This window comes from Pseudomaricurvus alkylphenolicus (assembly GCF_011683955.1).
GTDB classification, from domain to species: domain Bacteria; phylum Pseudomonadota; class Gammaproteobacteria; order Pseudomonadales; family Cellvibrionaceae; genus Pseudomaricurvus; species Pseudomaricurvus alkylphenolicus.
Genome location: NZ_JAAQPI010000005.1, coordinates 141728 through 158156 on the forward strand (window position 1 = coordinate 141728; position 16429 = coordinate 158156).

A 16429-nucleotide genomic window follows, 5' to 3' on the forward strand; every position below is an offset into this window, starting at 1 on the left:
CCGAAAACTAAAAAGTTGTAAGACCAATTATCATATTAAGGTCACAGAAAAGCAGCAAATTGATAACAAAGTGCGTTCAGGTCGCGCATTTTTGGTTCAAATGTTGATTTACGCGCCGTATAATGTGCGCCGCTTTGTTTGAGCCAACCCACGATAACAACGAATTTCACAAGGCCGCATGATCCCAACTTCCCCCATCCCAAGGTCTCTCTCAGGTCGCATTGCTCTTGCGGGCCTGGCGATTCTGGTGGGTGTATCTGTGGGTTGGTTAAAAACGATTGCGGCAGATAGAGCCCCTCAGGCGACTCCGCAAAAGAATGCCGTCATTCATGATCACTCAGCATCAGCCGCGTCGCCAGAGACACCTCTGACCTTTGTCTGTCTGAGTTCGGATGATATGCCCGATTATCAGTACCTGTTGGAGATTCTTCAGCAGGCCTTGAAGGGTACTGGATATTCACCAAGCTTGACGACGGTCGACCACGCAGCCGGTATCGAGGCGTTGCGCCGTGGCGAAGTGGCTGGTGATTGCGGTCGCACAGAGGCGTTTGGAGAGTCCATGCAGGACACCGGTCTGATTCAGGTGAAACCGGCCTTTCGCAGTGCCCGTTTTGCCCTCTGGGGGGAGGGTGAGCAACCCGGTGATCCCAGTCAGCTGCGAGTGGGTGTCATGGCTACCGTGATGCCGCTCAAGGAACTGGCGGTTAATCTTGGCTATACCAACACTCGAGTTTATCCATCGCTGGAGGAGATGTTGAGGGCATACAACCGACGTGAGCTGGACCTGATCGGGGTCTACGAAGCTACACTCAGTCACTACCATCTGCATCATCGCAGACCGCTGCAACCTCAGCAGCAACTCACCAGTGTTCCGGTATACGTATTTCTGCACCCCTCACAAAAACCGCTGGAGACAATGATCAGTGCCGCGGTGCAGCAGCGTATCAACGAGGCGCCTTATCGACCTTTCCAACACGAAGAGTTGCCGCGGCTGACGCAGAATACCATTGTTATGTCCTGCTCGCTTCCACCGGCATCGCCCTTGTACCAGCGCGCCACACGCTACTACAAGCGGGCGTTCGAAGCATTGGGCTACCGCTTGAAGATAGTTGCGCTGCCGCGTGCGAGAGAAAACGCAGAGCTGCTCGCCGGTCGCATCGATGCAACTTGTGGCCGACGTCAGGCTCTGGAGCGGGTGGCGCCCGGTCGCGTGGTGCGCATTGATCTGCCGGTTGCCGGTGTGCAAAGTGAGTTGTGGTCCCGCCAGCCCGGATTGCAGTTTTCGGGGCTGGAGCAGTTGCCCGCGAATACGCCCATTGCCTATGTTCGAGGGACCATTGAAGAGAGGGCACTGCTGGAGCGCTTGCCGCACCTTAAAGTCAGTGCCATTACCGATACGGCAATTGGGCTTAAGATGTTGTCGGCGGGGCGCATCGATTTCTTTCTCGGGGAGTCTACCAGCATCAGCTCGGCAATGGATAACCTCACCCTGGAGACTCCCTTGTTCGCTGTGAATTCACTGCTGAAAACGGATGCGTTTCCCTATCTTCACGTGCGCCATCAATCGTTGGCTCCGGCATTTACCGAACAATTGAAGCTGGTGCTGGAGGATGAAGCCCGCTCAGCCAATACCTATTGAGGCTTATTGAACCGCAGCGATTTTACCGGGTTGATTTTCCTGGGCCAGCTCCACTCGATTGCGGCCACCTTGTTTGGCTCGATAGAGCGCATCGTCGATGCGCTTGATAAAGGTCGCCTTATCATTGTTTACCACAGGCCGGGTAGAACCTACGCCAGCGCTTAGCGTGAGCGAGAGTTCAAATTCATCAAACAACAGGGGGTTGGACTCCAGGCTTTCACGGATAGACTCAGCAATATGATGTGCGCCAGATTGATCCGTATCCGGCAAGAGAATGACAAACTCTTCACCGCCATAGCGGGCGACCAAATCCGTCGGGCGGCGCACGGTTTGCTCCAATCGTAACGCCAAGCGCATCAAACACTGATCGCCCACCGGATGACCAAAGCCGTCATTGATCTGTTTGAAGTTATCGATATCGACAAAGATCAGACCCAGATTCTTGCCGGTACGGCGGGCGCGATTCCACTCGCGATCCAGTTCTGTTTCAAAACAGCCCCGGTTGGCGATGCCTGTCAGGGGATCGCGCTCGCTCATGGTCTTGAAGCGCTCGACGTGTTGTTCCAGCAGAAAGCGGTCTGTCAGGTTTTTATGGTGTTGCCTGCCCTTTTGAATCGACATGTTACACATCTGCAACCAGAAGATAACCGTCGTCACCGCCAATACGTTGATCCCCTCTACATCACTTGCCCAAACCATAACACCGATGGGGGCCAGCATGACTGTCAGAAACACAATCGCCAGCGCGGGCACAATGCCCATATAGGCCAGACCCCCGCTGATAATGCCGGCATTGGCAAACAACCAGGCGACCGCCGTAATGGACTCTCCCTCATGCAGCAGGACCAGTGAGCTCAGCGCGGCCCAAAGGGTGACGTTGGTCATGCCCAGGACCACGTGCCAGCGCAACCAGAGTTCCTGAGTGCTGTCCCCCAATTGACGGCATTGCCAGACGCGTATTATTGCAATGGCGCTAAACAGCAGCAATACACCGAGGCTTTCCGCCGGGAATGCGTTAAAGTAACCGGCAAATAATGCAATGACAGCCCACAGGGCCGGATAAGCAATGGCAACTCTGGCTGTATGCAGAGCAAGCAGCTTGTTGGTAGGGGCGAGATACGCCGACGGCGGGATATCGTGGTTCTGCAAATCGAGACTTTGCAATGTGGCACCTGCTAATAATATGCGCGAGCCTTTGTGTCGGGTTCCCGAAGGTGCAGCGGTCAGAGTCCATTCTCAGCAGACGCAAATGAGGTCGCTTAAATCGTTATTATCGTTTGATGTTCTTTTAATTGATGCTTTTATGAACAATCTGCTTATGACTTCATGGTCTATTGAATTGCGCCCAGAGTCAATGGGCAATTAAAGGTCATATAAGGCCGCCAGTATAGCCAATCTGAGCAGGGCGGTCACGCCCATGCACGCTCACGGTGCAGACGGCTTGCAAAAGTGGTACCGTAACTCAACTATAATAAATCGGGATCAAAGAGATTCCGGGCAGTAAAAGCAGAGAGAAGAAATATGCAGCCACTGAACCCACAGTGGGACGTCGCCAATCCTTTGAGCAAGTTTCCCCTGTTTCAGTCCTCCGATATCGAAGAGGCGGAGGATCTGGTTTCGCGCAATTTCAGTCGCCATTCCATGGATATTGTGGCCAGCGGGCACGACATGGCGACCCAATACGATGGCCTGTTCTTTAACGAAATGGCGCTTATCTGTGGTTGCTACGGTGCCGATGTTAAGGTCAATCCGGAATCCGATCGTTATTTCTTTACCCAAACCACACTGCGTGGCCACACAGAAATCACCCTGGGACGTGATCAGGTCCAAACCAGCGAAGGCAGCACTGTGGTGGTGTCCCCCGCCACGGACTATCGAATGTTCCTGCACAGCGGCAGCAATCGCCTGATTGTTATGATCGAGCGGGACAAAATGGAGCGCAAACTCAGCCAGCTGCTCAACCGCGAAGTGATTGAGCCCCTGCGCTTTGATCTGGAGATGAACCGCGATTCTCAACAGAGCAGCGCTGATGCCTGGTGGCGTACCTTATCCTACCTGACCAGTCAGCTGTCTTTGACCGACCCTTTGGCCCGCAGCGAACCCTTTCTGGCCCACGCCAGCGATATGCTGGTTTCCCAGCTGCTAACCACTCAGCCCCATAACTACAGCGATTTACTCAATCAGGATGTCACGGTGACCGGTCCGCGACATGTGCGCCGAGCCATCGCCTATATCGAAGAGCACATGGACCAGAGCATTAGTCTCGCAGACATGGCCTCCGCGGTGGGGGTCACGGCCCGAACCCTGCAAAAAGGCTTTCTGCGCTACCTGGATACCACACCCAGCGAATACATTCGTGTGCAGCGGCTGCGTCGGGTTCATGAAGCCCTGAAGCATGCGGGAGACGGCCAACAAGTGAGTCAGATCCTGCTCAACCACGGAGTCGCCAGTTTTGGCCACTTCTCACGCCTTTATAAGCAGCAATACGGCTGTACTCCCTCAGAGACTCTCGCGCGCTCGAAATAGCGTTGCCGAGGAAACCGCACATCCTCCCTGACCCAAAAGGGGGAGCAGCGCTCGTTTCCAGCCCTCCTGTTCCGATATTTCATACAGTGTTCGCCAAACGAATAGCGATGTTCGCCTGACGAATAGCGCCAATATCGCCGATGGAGGATAGTGCTCTACAGAGGCTCCAACTTCCATAACCACGGCCAACAAGAGCCGGGAACCCTATATAAACAACAACGGAGCCTGTAACCACTGATGCTCTTTAAGGGAGAGACGAATGAACGCGAAGCACAATGCCAACGTTTGGATAAAAACCTTGCTGGCCACGTCTGTGGCTGTCAGCTCCATTGCCCAGGCGGAGAGTCGGCTCGGCAGCCTGATTGAAGAAGTCAAAGTTATGGCGCAGAAGAAATCCGCCGCTGAGGCGGTGCAGGATGTGCCCATTTCCATTACGGCCTACTCAGGTGACAAGGTGGATGCTATGTTCGCCGTTAATCTGACCGACATTGGCCTCAACACACCCAACGCCAACCTGACGCCCATGGCGACTTCACCGGGTGTGGCGAACTTCGCCATTCGCGGAATGGGTACGGTGGGACAGAGTATCCCGTCCGCCGACCCGGCTGTGGGTGTGGTGATGGACGGTATTTCCTACGGTACCATTTATGGCGTGGTGACCGATCTTTTTGACCTGGAATCTATTGAGGTACTTCGCGGCCCGCAGGGAACCCTGTTTGGTCGCAACGTGACCGGTGGCGCCATCTCCATGCGTTCAACCCGCCCGGGCGATGAATTCGAAGGACGTTTACGTGCAACTGTCGGCAGTCATGAGCGCAAGGACTTTTCGGTAGTGGTCAGCGGTCCGCTCAACGACAACTGGGGTGCAAAGCTCGCCGTTCTGTCCAAAGATCACGAAGGCTACTGGGATAACAAAGCCATTGGCGGCAAGCAGGGCGCTGCGGAGTCTTTGCTGGTTCGTCCCGCGCTGACTTATCAGGGAGAAAACTTTGATGCTGCGCTGATTGCAGAATACGGCGATATGGAAGGTGACGCGCTGGGTACTCGTCTGTTCTGGACGGCTGACGACGGTTATTTCGCCGACCCCTACAAAGACGATTCCACCTTGCAGGGTGACAAAGGCAGCAGTGATCTGGAGTGGGTCAACCTGATGCTGGAAACCAATTGGGAACTGTGGGATGGTCAGCTGACCACCGTTTTGGGATACCGGGATCTGGAGCAACGAGTCGTTACTGATATCGATGGCCATGTGGATACTTTGTTTCACTTTGCCGACGGTACCGGCATCGACCAGGACCAACTGAGCCTGGAAGTTCGCTGGGCCGGTAGCCTGACCGATAATGTATCACTCACCGCCGGCGTTTATCTGTTCGAACAGGAATACACCTACGCGGAACGACGCCTGCTGCTGGACGTTGTTGACCGCCGGGGCGTTTCCACCATTGATCATTCAACGGCCGGAATTTTTGCGCAGTCCGATATCAATTTGACCGATTCCCTGGTGCTGACTTTGGGCGGGCGTTTCAGCACCGAAACCAAAGATGCAGAAGTGGGTGTTATCGGTGATCCCAATGCGACGGGAAACTGTGCAACACAACTGGCGCCTTTCGAGGTCAAAGCCAGCCTCAGTGATTGTGAGCCAGCGTTTTTCGACGATGAAAAGTGGAACAACTTCTCCCCCAAGGTGGGCCTGACCTGGGACGTGAATGAAGACATCATGGCGTTTGCCAGCTACAGCCGTGGTTTCCGCAGCGGCGGCTACAATGTTCGCTTTACCGACCTGACCTTCGGTACACCTGATCAGGCGTCGGCGCCCGGACCCTACAATGAAGAAGTGGTAGACGCTCTGGAAATCGGCGTAAAGTCCACCCTGATGGACGGTAAGGCCCACGTTAATTTCTCACTGTTCCAAAACGAATACGACGATCTGCAGCGCACCGTATTGAACACTTCCGGTGGTCAGCAGATTCTTAATGCGGCAACGGCAACTATTCAAGGGGTCGAGTTCGACGCTGTATTGATGCTGACCGACCAATTGGTTCTGGAAGGCTCCGTCGGCTGGATCAATGCCGAATACGATGAGTATGACTACGCCACTGCCCGCACCGGTAAAGATGCCAGCGCCATCAACTTTAACATGGTGCCTGAGATGACCACCAACGCTGCGGTGACTTACGATATGGAACTGGGCGATAAGGGGGCATTGACCTGGCGTCTTTCGTACTCCTTTGTGAACCAGACGTTTGCCGACGATCTCAACACCTTGCCGGTTGACCAGTACGAGCTGTTTGATGCCAGTGTGGTGTTTACCAACCCGGATGAAAACCTCAAGGTGTCTCTGTTTGGCCGCAATCTGAAGGACGAGATTTACTATGACTTCGGTATTAACGTCAGTGCCATTGGAGTGAGAAACTACTACCAGACGCCACCGAGAACCTATGGTCTGGAGTTGACTTACGATTTTTAGTACGACTATTGAAGCCCGCTTTCTTTTCCAGACAACTGCCTGAGGGGGTACCTGAGTGCCCCTGTGTAGGATCTCGCAAGAGCAGGCAGTCTTATACCCGGCCGTTTTTTCAATGGCTAAAAAACACTGGCCGGGCCTTTTTCCACGGTACCGAAAATGAAAAAGGAGTTTACGATGATTGGAAAAGAATATTTAGAACATACAACTTAACTGAAAAACAATTCGAAACTACTGTCTGGAAGACGTATCAATATGAGGTCTACTGAGATGACTGAGTCAAGTCCGGGGTTGTACCAAAGTTACATGTGTGGCGACGCCACCGAAGCGCTGCTTTACGAAACCATTGGCAACTACTTTGATCGTGTGGTGAAGCAACACCCTGATAGTGAAGCACTGGTGGTTTCGCACCAGAATATTCGTTGGACTTACCGGGAATTCCAACAGCAAATTGATCGACTGGCGACAGGTCTGCTAAAGCTCGGTATCAAGCCGGGAGACCGAGTGGGTATCTGGGGGCCCAACAGTTTTGAATGGTGCCTGACCCAATTCGCAACCGCCAAGATTGGCGCGATAATGGTGTGTATCAATCCGGCCTATCGTATCTATGAACTGGAGTACGCGCTCAATAAAGTGGAGTGCAAAGCCATTATCGCGGCGGAGAGTTTTAAGACCAGCATGTATCTGGACATGTTGCAGGAGTTGGCGCCTGAACTCAACGAGGCCGATCCCCGCCAGCTACAGCTGCAAAAGTTACCCCATATGCGCATGATTATTCGCATGGGTGAGGCCCATACGCCCGGGATGCTTAATTTTGGCGCCGTGTGTGAGATGGGTGGCGACACCGAAGCGCAGCGATTGCTGGAGTTGTCGACGGAACTAAAACCGGATGACCCCATCAATATTCAATTTACCAGCGGTACCACGGGTAGACCCAAGGGTGCCACGCTGACCCACTGCAATATCCTTAACAATGGCTACTTTACTGCCAAGACCATGGGTTTCACCCCGGATGATCGGCTCTGTATTCCCGTGCCGCTGTATCATTGTTTTGGCATGGTACTGGCAGCCCTGGCGTGTATCAGTACGGCATCGGCGGCGGTGTATCCCAGTGATGCTTTCGATCCCCTCACCACCTTGCAGGTGATTGAGAAAGAGCGCTGCACGGCATTGCACGGTGTGCCGACCATGTTTATTGCCGAACTGGATCACCCGGAGTTTGCCAGTTTCGATCTCAGCAGCTTGCGCACTGGCGTCATGGCCGGCGCTCCCTGTCCTGAAGAAGTGATGAAGCGGGTGATGGGCGATATGCATATGGAGCATATTCTGATTGGCTACGGGCAGACCGAAGTGAGTCCGCTAAATCACCTCACCAAACCACAGGACCCAGTGGCTAAACGTATTGAAACGGTAGGCAAGGCGTTTCCACGGGTGGAAGTGAAAGTCGCCGATGCAGAGGGCAGACCCGTTGCCATCGGTGAAAAGGGTGAGATTTGCACGCGCGGCTATTCGGTGATGCTGGGCTACTGGAACGACGAGGAAAAAACCGCTGAGACTATCGACTCTGCCGGCTGGTTGCATTCCGGTGATATCGGCATTATGGACGCCGAGGGTTATGTACGTGTGGTCGGTCGCACCAAGGATATGGTGATTCGTGGAGGGGAAAATGTGTACCCGCGTGAGGTGGAGGAGTTTCTATACGGGCACCCCGCCATTCAGGAAGTGCAGGTTTTCGGAGTTCCCGATGAGCGAATGGGAGAAGAAGTGTGTGCCTGGATTAAGTTAATGCCCGACATGGAGCTTACCGACGCTGAGGTGAAAGCCTACTGCAAAGGCAATATCACCCACTTCAAGATTCCCCGTTATATTGAATTTGTGGATGATTACCCTATGACCGTGACAGGAAAAATCCAGAAGTTTAAAATGCGCGAGGCCATGTCCGAGCGACTGGGGCAGGAGGCCTAAGATCGCCCCAAGGCGGCCTCGATGATGGTGCAATATTGAAGCAGTTTCTTTGCCAGCCGTTCTTCGTTCTTGTAAAAGCGCACGGCAGGTACGGGAATAGACAACGCAATATTGCGCCCATAAGGGTCATCGACGGCTGCGCCCACAGCGCAGATACCCTCTAAATGTTCTTCGCGGTCAAAGGCTACACCGGAAGCCCGAATCGATTCCAGTTCATCCAGCAGTGGTTGCATTGGACGACCTGTGGATTGTTGATCTCCCGGTAATGACAACAGTTGAATGGCTTGTTCCTTTGGCAAGTTGGCCAACACGGCCTTGCCGTTGGCACAGCGGCCGATTGGAAAGGCGTTGCCTACTGCGGATACCGCGCGCAAGCGTTGGGTTTGTGCAGTGACCTGATCTATAAAAATCATCATGTCGCCGTCTTGCACGGACAGGTCGACTGTTTCTTCCACCTCTTCTGACAGTCGTTTCATATGGGGCAAAATCACCCGGTCAATATCGGCCTTGGCGGCAGAGCCCAGTGATACCAACCCGGGCCCGAGTCTCACGCGTCCTCCGGGTGAGGCGGCAATCACAAATCCCTCTGTTTCCAGCGCGTAGATAATGCGTTGCACGGTGGAGCGTGCCAGCCCGGTTTCTTTAGCGATGGCGCCCAGACTCAGTCCCTGCGTATGCCGCTCCAGCGTTCTCAGAATACTGGCGGCGCGGGAGATGACCTGTACCCCCTGGCGGGATGAGTTGGAATCAGACATTTAACTTCGACTTCTGTATATGGAACGTCACTATCTTAACACACCTATACCGCATTGCGATATAGGTGTACCGTATTTGATTATTGTTCTACGAACATATTCCCAGGATCAAAAGTTGTAGCGAGCCTGGAGCTTGATAGTGCGTTGTGCATTCAGAGTTTCAGAAGTAATCCCCTGGTCACCGGTCGGGGCACCAAACAGCGCGCCCACGGGTCCGGCTGGAGGTCCACTGAAATCGCTGGCTCGGGAGTTGGCCAGGTTTTGCATAATCAAATTCACAGACCAGGTTTCCTCGGGAGAGCGCAACCCCAGCGTCAGATCCCAAGTGGTGAGGCTGTCTGATGGAAAGGTCTCGTTGATCTGGCTGACCATATCGTCGCGATAACGCACAAAACTGTTGGCGCTAAAGTCCAGTCCCAGGGCGGGTAGGGGAGCTTCGTAAAGAAAGCCCAGGCTGCCGGTCAGTTTTGGTGCCTGTGCCAGCGTTGAGCCATCATCGGCATTGATGCTGTCTGCGTAGGTAACACCGCCACTGAGTAACAGGGCTTCGGTGACTTGCCACTGTCCATCAATTTCCATACCCTCGGATTCCACATCGATATTACGGGTCAGGAAGGCGGCGGATCCACCACTGACCTGGAACGAGGTTTCCTGAAAGTCAGTGATGTCGGTACTGAACAGGGCCACATTTAAATTCATGCTGCCGTCGAGCAGTGTCATTTTGGCGCCCAGCTCCCAGGTGCTGGCCTCTTCGGATTTCACCGCAGAGCCACCTTCTGACACGTCCAGTGACGGATCGGCAGTAGGAACTTCGGCGGACTCAGCGAACCCACCGGTCTTGGTGCCGAGTCCATAGGAGGCATACAACATCACGTCTTCATTGAGGTCGTACTGCAGATTGAAATTGCCGTTAACGAAATCATCTTCGAATGAGAGAGGGGCATCAAACGGAGGATTAATCACACTGTTCCACAGTGTCGCCAAGGAGCCCTGCACACGCTCAAACACCACGTCTTTTTCTTCGGTGGTATAGCGTAAACCCAGTGAGGCACGGAAGGTTTCTGAAATGTTGTAGGTCGCCTGGCCGAACAGGGACCAGGTTTCAGTTTTCTGGGCAAAGTTATTGGTAAATGAGCCGTTAAAGATCTGCCCGGTGGGGCCAACCGGCGGGAAGTTCGGCGTATTGAAGTGCTGGGCTTCGGATGATTCCCAATCGCTCTTGAAGTAAAACAGGCCCGCAACATAGTCGATGGTTTCTCCGCCGGGAGAGGTCAGTCGCAGCTCCTGGGAAAACTGGTCGTATTCTTCCTCGCGGTAGAAGTAGGTACTGTAGGGGACCACTTCACCCGTTTGCACGTAGGTAACTTCATCAAATGCGGCACCAAAATCGAAGTCGTCATAGAACTCCATATCGTAGGTGGCAAAAGAACTTACAGATGTAAAGGTTAAGCTGTCGAAGTCCTTTTCAATGGTCAGGTTAAATGAGTCCACATTGGTTTCATGAAAACTCTCGTTGGAGGGGCACTCGGGACAAATTGCGGTTTTGGTATCGTCCAGATCCGCTTCACCAATAATGGCCAGTACGTCGTCGGTAAAGTAACCGTCGTTGTCCACGTACTGATATCCGTTGCCTAGACGTTCGCTGTCGGAATATTGGTAAGTCGCAGTAATGGTTAGGCTGTCCGAAGGTGAATACACAGCAGTGGCGCGAAAGCCCAGGTCTTCGTCGGCGGGTAAATCATGACCGGTGGCCAGGTTTTCTACCCAGCCATCCTGGTCAACGGCGTGAGCGGCGAGGCGCACACTCAAGTCATCGCTGACGGGTATATCGATGGCGCCATCAAGGCTCCAGCCACCGTTTTCAAACTCGCGACTGACTTGCGCAAAACCGCCCAGAGTATCTCCGGGTTTCTGGGTCACAATGCTGATGGCCCCAAGACTGGTGTTTTTACCCAGCAGTGTACTTTGGGTACCTTTGATCACTTCCATTCGTTCGACATCAAAAAACGCTGACGAGTACATGCGGCCTTTGCCCACAAACATACCATCGAGAAACAGTGCCACGGACTGGTCAAAAGATTGGGTGCGCGCAGGAGTACCCAGGCCTCGTAGCGTCAACGCCAGACCATCATCAGGAGCGCGGGAGAAAACCATACCCGGAACCAGATTGGCGACTTCGAACAAGTCATCCACCCCAAATTTGTCCAGGGCCTCTCCATCCAGGGCAGAGACAGTGACGGGTACGTCCTGCAACGACTGGGCTCGCTTTTGTGCGGTGACTACAATTTCCTCAAGTTCGGCGGCACAGATGTTCACACTGGCGGTCGCAACGGCCGTTGCCAGCAGGCAAGGCAAGAAAGCTTTCGGGGAAGGATTTTTCATCCGCAGATTCTCCTCAAACAGTATCGTTATTGTGATTTGGGTATTGCTGCCGTCCCGTCGCCGGTCAAATGCGCTCAATTTCGCTGAGCTGCAACTGATCTTTATGACCGTATTGTGGTACAGGAAAACCGCAATAAGGTTAAGTTACTCCCGTAGTTTGGAAGTGTCAACCGATGAAACCCAGATTTACCGCCACAGATAGAGTTTCTGGTAGCGAGAAAATGACGAGTTATAGCGCAAGGAGATAAAAACCCCGAAGCAGGTGTCGGGGCTGGTACAGGAAAATCAGATTTTCAGATTAGCGGTGTGGTACTTGCTTTAGAATGGCGGGGAAATGCAGGAGACTCTAATCTTGAATCGCTTTAATCATATTGCGGGCAATGACCAATTGTTGAATTTGAGATGTTCCTTCGTATAGACGGAACAAACGCACATCCCGGTAAAAACGCTCGACGGCGTACTCAGACATATAACCGGCACCACCATGAATTTGCACCGCTCGATCGGCAACCCGGCCAACCATTTCCGTTGCAAACAGTTTGCAGCAGGACGCTTCAGTGGTGATATTAACGCCTTCATCCCGTTGGCGGGCTGCGTCCAATACCATACACTTTGCGGCATAGCTTTCTGTTTTGCTGTCGGCCAGCATAGCCTGAATCATTTGATGTTCCGCTATAGGTTTTCCAAACTGCTTTCGGTCCACTGCATATTGCAGCGCATCTTCGATCAAACGTTCGGAGACACCGACACTGACAGCGGCGATATGCAGTCGACCACGGTCCAGCACTTTCATTGATGTGATAAATCCTTCACCCTCTTTGCCGCCAATCAGGTGGGCTGCCGGGACTCTTACGTCTTCGAAAATAACGTCGGCGGTATGTGATCCGGCCTGGCCCATTTTTTTGTCCTTGGGACCCACGGTGATGCCTGCAGTATCCGCATCAACAATAAATGCCGAAACCCCTCTTGCGCCTTTGATCTCCGGGTTGGTTCTTGCCATAACGGTGAAGGTGCCGGCACGGGTGGCGTTGGTGATAAACCGCTTGGTGCCGTTTAATACATAGTGATCGCCTTGTTTTCGAGCGCTGGTTCGAACCGAGGCCGCATCCGATCCGACATCAGGTTCGGTCAGGCAAAATGACCCAATCAGCTCCCCACTGGCATAGCGACTCAGGTATTTTGCTTTCTGCTCTTCGGTACCATCGAACACGATCGAGGCGGAACCAATACCGTTATTGGTTCCGAGAATCGAGCGAAACGCCGGTGATGTGCGGCCCAGTTCCATGGCCACCAGGGCTTCCTCTTCCATCGTCAGACCGAGACCGCCGTATTCCTCCGGGATGGTCAGGCCAAACAGTCCCATGGCTTTCATTTCCTCAACGATATCACCGGGGATATCGTCTTCTTCAGCAACCTGAGCTTCGGCCGGCATGAGGCGGTTGCGCACAAAGCGCGCCAGGGTGTCGATGAGTTGCTGCAGAATAGCTGGGTCGCGAATCATGGGGGAACCCTCTGATTGTGAAACTTTGAAAGACTGTTGTCTCTCAATAGTAGCACTCAGTTCCGCAGAGTGGAATTGGATATTTTAAGACCAGGCCTGATATTTCTGGCTAAAGATCGATTTTGATAAGCTAGGCTTCGCCTCCCAGTGCCTTTTCAATGGTCCGACAATACTGAATCAGCTTCTTGGCAAGTCTGTTTTCATTGCCATAGAAGCGAACCGAGGGCACCGGAACCGATAACGCAAACACCTGCCCATCAGGCGCGGAGATCTGGGCGCCCACCGCGCAAATACCTTCCTGGTGTTCTTCCGCATCGATGGCGAAGCCCGCTTCGCGAATGGAAGCCAGTTCTTTCTTCAGCTTCTGTTTGCTGGCAATGGTGGTTTTCGTGAATGCCTTCAGTGGGCGTGTCAGCAAGGCGTCGAGCTTATCCTCGTCCATGCCTGCCAATACGGCCTTGCCATTGGCACAGGTGTGAATCGGGAAGGCGTGACCAGCGGCGGAAATGGCCATCAGGCGTTGATTTTCAGCGGCAATCTGATCAATAAAAACCATCATGTCTCCATCCCGAACTGACAGGTCCACTGTTTCACCAATCTCTTCAGACAGTTGTTTCATGTAAGGCAGGATCAAACGGTCAATATCCAATTTGGCCGCTGAACCTAGAGAGACAAGGCCCGGGCCCAATCTCACTCGACCGGTGGGCGAGGCCGCAATCACAAATCGCTCCTCATCAAGGGCATAGACAATGCGCTGTACGGTAGAGCGCGCCAGCCCCAGTTCTTTGGCAATTGCACCCAGACTTAATCCTTCGGGTTTATTTTCCAGAACCCTCAAAATCGATGCCGCTCGGGAAATCACCTGAACTCCCTGACGTGAACTGCTTTCTTTTTCCATACGGGGCTCTCTTCTTCCTGTTGCCTTAACAGATGGTTCCTATTGGTCGGCAGTATAACCCCAGCGGTAAGAATTTGTGTACCGCTATGCGGGCAGCCTGCGTGTGCCGCAAATTTTACATGTACTGCAATATGGTACTCAGTGATTGACATGCGGTACAAATAGGTATTATTGTATTTGCATGCGGTTGGCGGTGACCATATTGCGGTACAAGTAATTGATGCCAAGCGTGGTAATAAATCAAAGAGGAAACTTTCATGACTAGTTGGGAACAAGGCGATTGGCGCGACGAAGGTCTGTGTGTATTTGAAGAATCCAATCTGAACAACCGCATGGGACTGGAGATGTACGATCTCAGTCATCCATGGGGATTGGGTCAGCCCTGCTGGCCGTATTTTGAAGATGTAAAAATCGAGCGTCTTCATAACATGGCCAAGAGCGGTGTATTAACGCAACGCATCACCACGGTGATGCATTCGGGTACCCACATTGATGCACCGGCCCATGTGGTACCCGGAACACCCTTTATGGACGAAGTTCCCTTGCCATACTTCTTCGGTACCGGTGTTGTTCTGGACATCCCCAAGAAAAAGTGGGAGTTGATTACGGCGGAAGATCTCGAAAGGGCGACTCCCACCGTGCGCGAAGGCGACATCGTGATCGTGAACACCGGTTGGCACAAATACTACGGTGACAATCTTCACTACTACGGTTATGCACCGGGTTTTGGCAAAGAGGCCGGTGAATGGTTTGTGGAGAAAAAAGTCAAAATGGTGGGCAACGACACCCAAGCTTTGGACCACCCGCTGGCCACCGCAATTGGACCTCACGGTCCCAGTGCTCCTCATGGTCTTCTGCCCCAGGTCTGCGCGGAGTACAAAGCCGAAACCGGTCGCGATGTACTGGAAGATTTTCCAGAGTGGGAGCCCTGCCACAACGCGATTCTTTCGAACGGCATTTGTGGTTTCGAAAATATTGGTGGTGATATTGATAAAGTCACCGGCAAGCGCGTGACTTTTGCGGCGTTTCCGTGGCGCTGGAAGAAAGGCGACGGTTGTATTGTTCGCCTGGTTGCAATGATTGACCCCACCGGTAATTACCGCATCGAAACCGGTTCCACCGAGTGAGGTAAGTGCAGTGCAGGTAACGCGATTTGAAGACGCCAAGCCTTACGAGGCTCCCAAGCACTACGATATGCGGGGCCTGCGATTGCAGGGCTGGGACGCTAGCGACAGCAGCAAATTCTGGGTCGGACTGTCCCAGTTTCTTCCTGGCGGGGGGGCGCAAATGGACGCCTCTCCACTGGAAAAGATCTACGTAGTGCAGTCCGGCGAAGTCACTATTGTCTTGGAAGACGGCGAAGAAACCGTACTCAAACAAAACGACAGCTGCTATATCGGCCCCAATGAAATGCGGGAAATCATCAATCGAGGTAACAGTACCGCATGGATGCTGGTGATCATGAATTATCCGGAAGGTGCAAGATGAGCGAATTGTTAAAAAATCCACAGCAGCTTTTTGATATCAGTGGTAAGTCCGCCATTGTGGTGGGAGCGACGGGTTCATTCGGAAAAGTCGTTGCACAGACATTAGGAAATTCAGGCGCGCGTCTGGTCATTACAGCTGGCAATGCCGACACCCTCGCAGAGCTGGCCACAGAACTGGGCAGCGAGGGTATTGAATCGATTCAGGTTGCCCGTCGTCCGGATTCGGAAGAGAACTGCGAAGCGATCGTCAACGCCGCCGTGCAGGCTTATGGCGGCGTTGACATTTTAGTGTTCGCCGCCGGTCTGAATGATGTCGCGCCGATTGTTGATATGGATAAAGAACGCTTCGACAAAGTCATGACGGCTAACGTTGACGGTTCCTGGTTGATGGCGAGAGCAGCAGGGCGAAGAATGATCGAACAGGGGCGGGGTGGCAAAGTCGTGTTTACCTCGTCGGCGCGAGGCAAGCTCGGTCATCCGGCGGGCTACACTGCGTATTGTGCTTCCAAAGCGGCGACGGACGGTCTAACGAAATCGCTGGGTTGTGAATGGGGCAAATACGGCATCACCGTAAATGCCATCGCGCCTACGGTTTTTCGTTCTCCTTTGACGGCCTGGATGTTTGAAGATAACGACGAAGCAACCAAAGTGCGCGAGGGCTTCCTGGCTCGGGTGCCTATTGGCAGACTCGGTGAACCGGAGGACCTCGCGGGACCACTGCTGTTTCTGTGTTCCAGGGCATCGGATTTCCATACCGGCCATATCATTTACGCGGATGGCGGATATACGGCCGGATAAGTGGGAGCAGGTAC

12 protein-coding genes are annotated in these 16429 nt (G+C 53.3%); 7 read left to right on the forward strand and 5 right to left on the reverse strand.

The annotated features are described in order from the left end of the window. Positions 1 to 178: 178 nt before the first annotated feature. A complete protein-coding gene (locus HBA55_RS14830) occupies positions 179 to 1639 on the forward strand; it encodes a substrate-binding periplasmic protein (RefSeq protein ID WP_166992837.1) in 1461 nt (486 codons plus the stop codon). Positions 1640 to 1642: 3 nt separating this feature from the next. Here the strand turns inward: HBA55_RS14830 and HBA55_RS14835 are convergent, their stop codons facing one another. Beyond that, positions 1643 to 2803: a GGDEF domain-containing protein gene (locus HBA55_RS14835; RefSeq protein WP_166992840.1), complete on the reverse strand. Its 1161-nt coding sequence runs from the start codon at positions 2801 to 2803 to the stop codon at positions 1643 to 1645. A gap of 357 nt (positions 2804 to 3160) precedes the next feature. Here HBA55_RS14835 and HBA55_RS14840 point away from each other — a divergent pair, with 357 nt between their 5' ends. From HBA55_RS14840 to HBA55_RS14850, 3 genes are all read left to right on the forward strand, one after another. Further along, a complete protein-coding gene (locus HBA55_RS14840; protein WP_166992843.1) occupies positions 3161 to 4165 on the forward strand; it encodes an AraC family transcriptional regulator in 1005 nt (334 codons plus the stop codon). Positions 4166 to 4424: 259 nt separating this feature from the next. Continuing rightward, positions 4425 to 6632, forward strand: a complete 2208-nt coding sequence (locus HBA55_RS14845) for a TonB-dependent receptor (protein ID WP_166992845.1) — start codon at positions 4425 to 4427, stop codon at positions 6630 to 6632. Between the two features lie 267 nt (positions 6633 to 6899). Continuing rightward, positions 6900 to 8594, forward strand: coding sequence for an AMP-binding protein (locus HBA55_RS14850; protein ID WP_166992848.1), 1695 nt, complete (start codon positions 6900 to 6902; stop codon positions 8592 to 8594). On the opposite strand, the gene HBA55_RS14855 is transcribed toward HBA55_RS14850, so the two are convergent. The 4 genes from HBA55_RS14855 to HBA55_RS14870 form a co-directional block, all read right to left on the reverse strand. Beyond that, the gene (locus HBA55_RS14855; protein WP_166992851.1) at positions 8591 to 9349 is read right to left on the reverse strand and encodes an IclR family transcriptional regulator; all 759 of its coding nucleotides are present in this window, start codon (positions 9347 to 9349) and stop codon (positions 8591 to 8593) included. The genes HBA55_RS14850 and HBA55_RS14855 overlap by 4 nt on opposite strands. A gap of 108 nt (positions 9350 to 9457) precedes the next feature. After that, positions 9458 to 11731 (reverse strand): TonB-dependent receptor, encoded by a 2274-nt coding sequence (locus HBA55_RS14860; RefSeq protein WP_166992854.1) that lies wholly within the window; start codon positions 11729 to 11731, stop codon positions 9458 to 9460. A 346-nt stretch (positions 11732 to 12077) separates the two neighbouring features. After that, the gene (locus HBA55_RS14865; RefSeq protein WP_166992857.1) at positions 12078 to 13232 is read right to left on the reverse strand and encodes an acyl-CoA dehydrogenase family protein; all 1155 of its coding nucleotides are present in this window, start codon (positions 13230 to 13232) and stop codon (positions 12078 to 12080) included. Positions 13233 to 13362: 130 nt separating this feature from the next. Further along, positions 13363 to 14130: an IclR family transcriptional regulator gene (locus HBA55_RS14870; protein ID WP_166992860.1), complete on the reverse strand. Its 768-nt coding sequence runs from the start codon at positions 14128 to 14130 to the stop codon at positions 13363 to 13365. Between the two features lie 257 nt (positions 14131 to 14387). On the opposite strand from HBA55_RS14870, the gene HBA55_RS14875 reads away from it, so the two are divergent. From HBA55_RS14875 to HBA55_RS14885, 3 genes are read left to right on the forward strand one after another with little or no spacing between them, the layout of a single operon-like run. Further along, complete coding sequence (locus HBA55_RS14875; RefSeq protein ID WP_166992863.1) at positions 14388 to 15257, forward strand: cyclase family protein; 870 nt, start codon at positions 14388 to 14390, stop codon at positions 15255 to 15257. A gap of 10 nt (positions 15258 to 15267) precedes the next feature. Continuing rightward, on the forward strand, positions 15268 to 15618 hold the full coding sequence (locus HBA55_RS37450) for a cupin domain-containing protein (protein WP_166992867.1): 351 nt from the start codon (positions 15268 to 15270) through the stop codon (positions 15616 to 15618). Beyond that, positions 15615 to 16415, forward strand: coding sequence for an SDR family NAD(P)-dependent oxidoreductase (locus tag HBA55_RS14885; RefSeq protein WP_166992870.1), 801 nt, complete (start codon positions 15615 to 15617; stop codon positions 16413 to 16415). Before HBA55_RS37450 ends, HBA55_RS14885 begins: the two co-directional genes overlap by 4 nt. Positions 16416 to 16429 lie beyond the last annotated feature (14 nt).

Bases quoted from the DNA above. Each gene is read 5' to 3' on its own strand.
- HBA55_RS14850 (WP_166992848.1), top strand. From the start codon at position 6,900: ATGACTGAGTCAAGTCCGGGGTTGTACCAAAGTTACATGTGTGGCGAC.
- HBA55_RS14870 (WP_166992860.1), bottom strand. From the start codon at position 14,130: ATGGAAAAAGAAAGCAGTTCACGTCAGGGAGTTCAGGTGATTTCCCGA.
- HBA55_RS14885 (WP_166992870.1), top strand. From the start codon at position 15,615: ATGAGCGAATTGTTAAAAAATCCACAGCAGCTTTTTGATATCAGTGGT.
- HBA55_RS14860 (WP_166992854.1), bottom strand. From the start codon at position 11,731: ATGAAAAATCCTTCCCCGAAAGCTTTCTTGCCTTGCCTGCTGGCAACG.
- HBA55_RS14875 (WP_166992863.1), top strand. From the start codon at position 14,388: ATGACTAGTTGGGAACAAGGCGATTGGCGCGACGAAGGTCTGTGTGTA.
- HBA55_RS14840 (WP_166992843.1), top strand. From the start codon at position 3,161: ATGCAGCCACTGAACCCACAGTGGGACGTCGCCAATCCTTTGAGCAAG.
- HBA55_RS14830 (WP_166992837.1), top strand. From the start codon at position 179: ATGATCCCAACTTCCCCCATCCCAAGGTCTCTCTCAGGTCGCATTGCT.
- HBA55_RS14855 (WP_166992851.1), bottom strand. From the start codon at position 9,349: ATGTCTGATTCCAACTCATCCCGCCAGGGGGTACAGGTCATCTCCCGC.
- HBA55_RS14845 (WP_166992845.1), top strand. From the start codon at position 4,425: ATGAACGCGAAGCACAATGCCAACGTTTGGATAAAAACCTTGCTGGCC.
- HBA55_RS14865 (WP_166992857.1), bottom strand. From the start codon at position 13,232: ATGATTCGCGACCCAGCTATTCTGCAGCAACTCATCGACACCCTGGCG.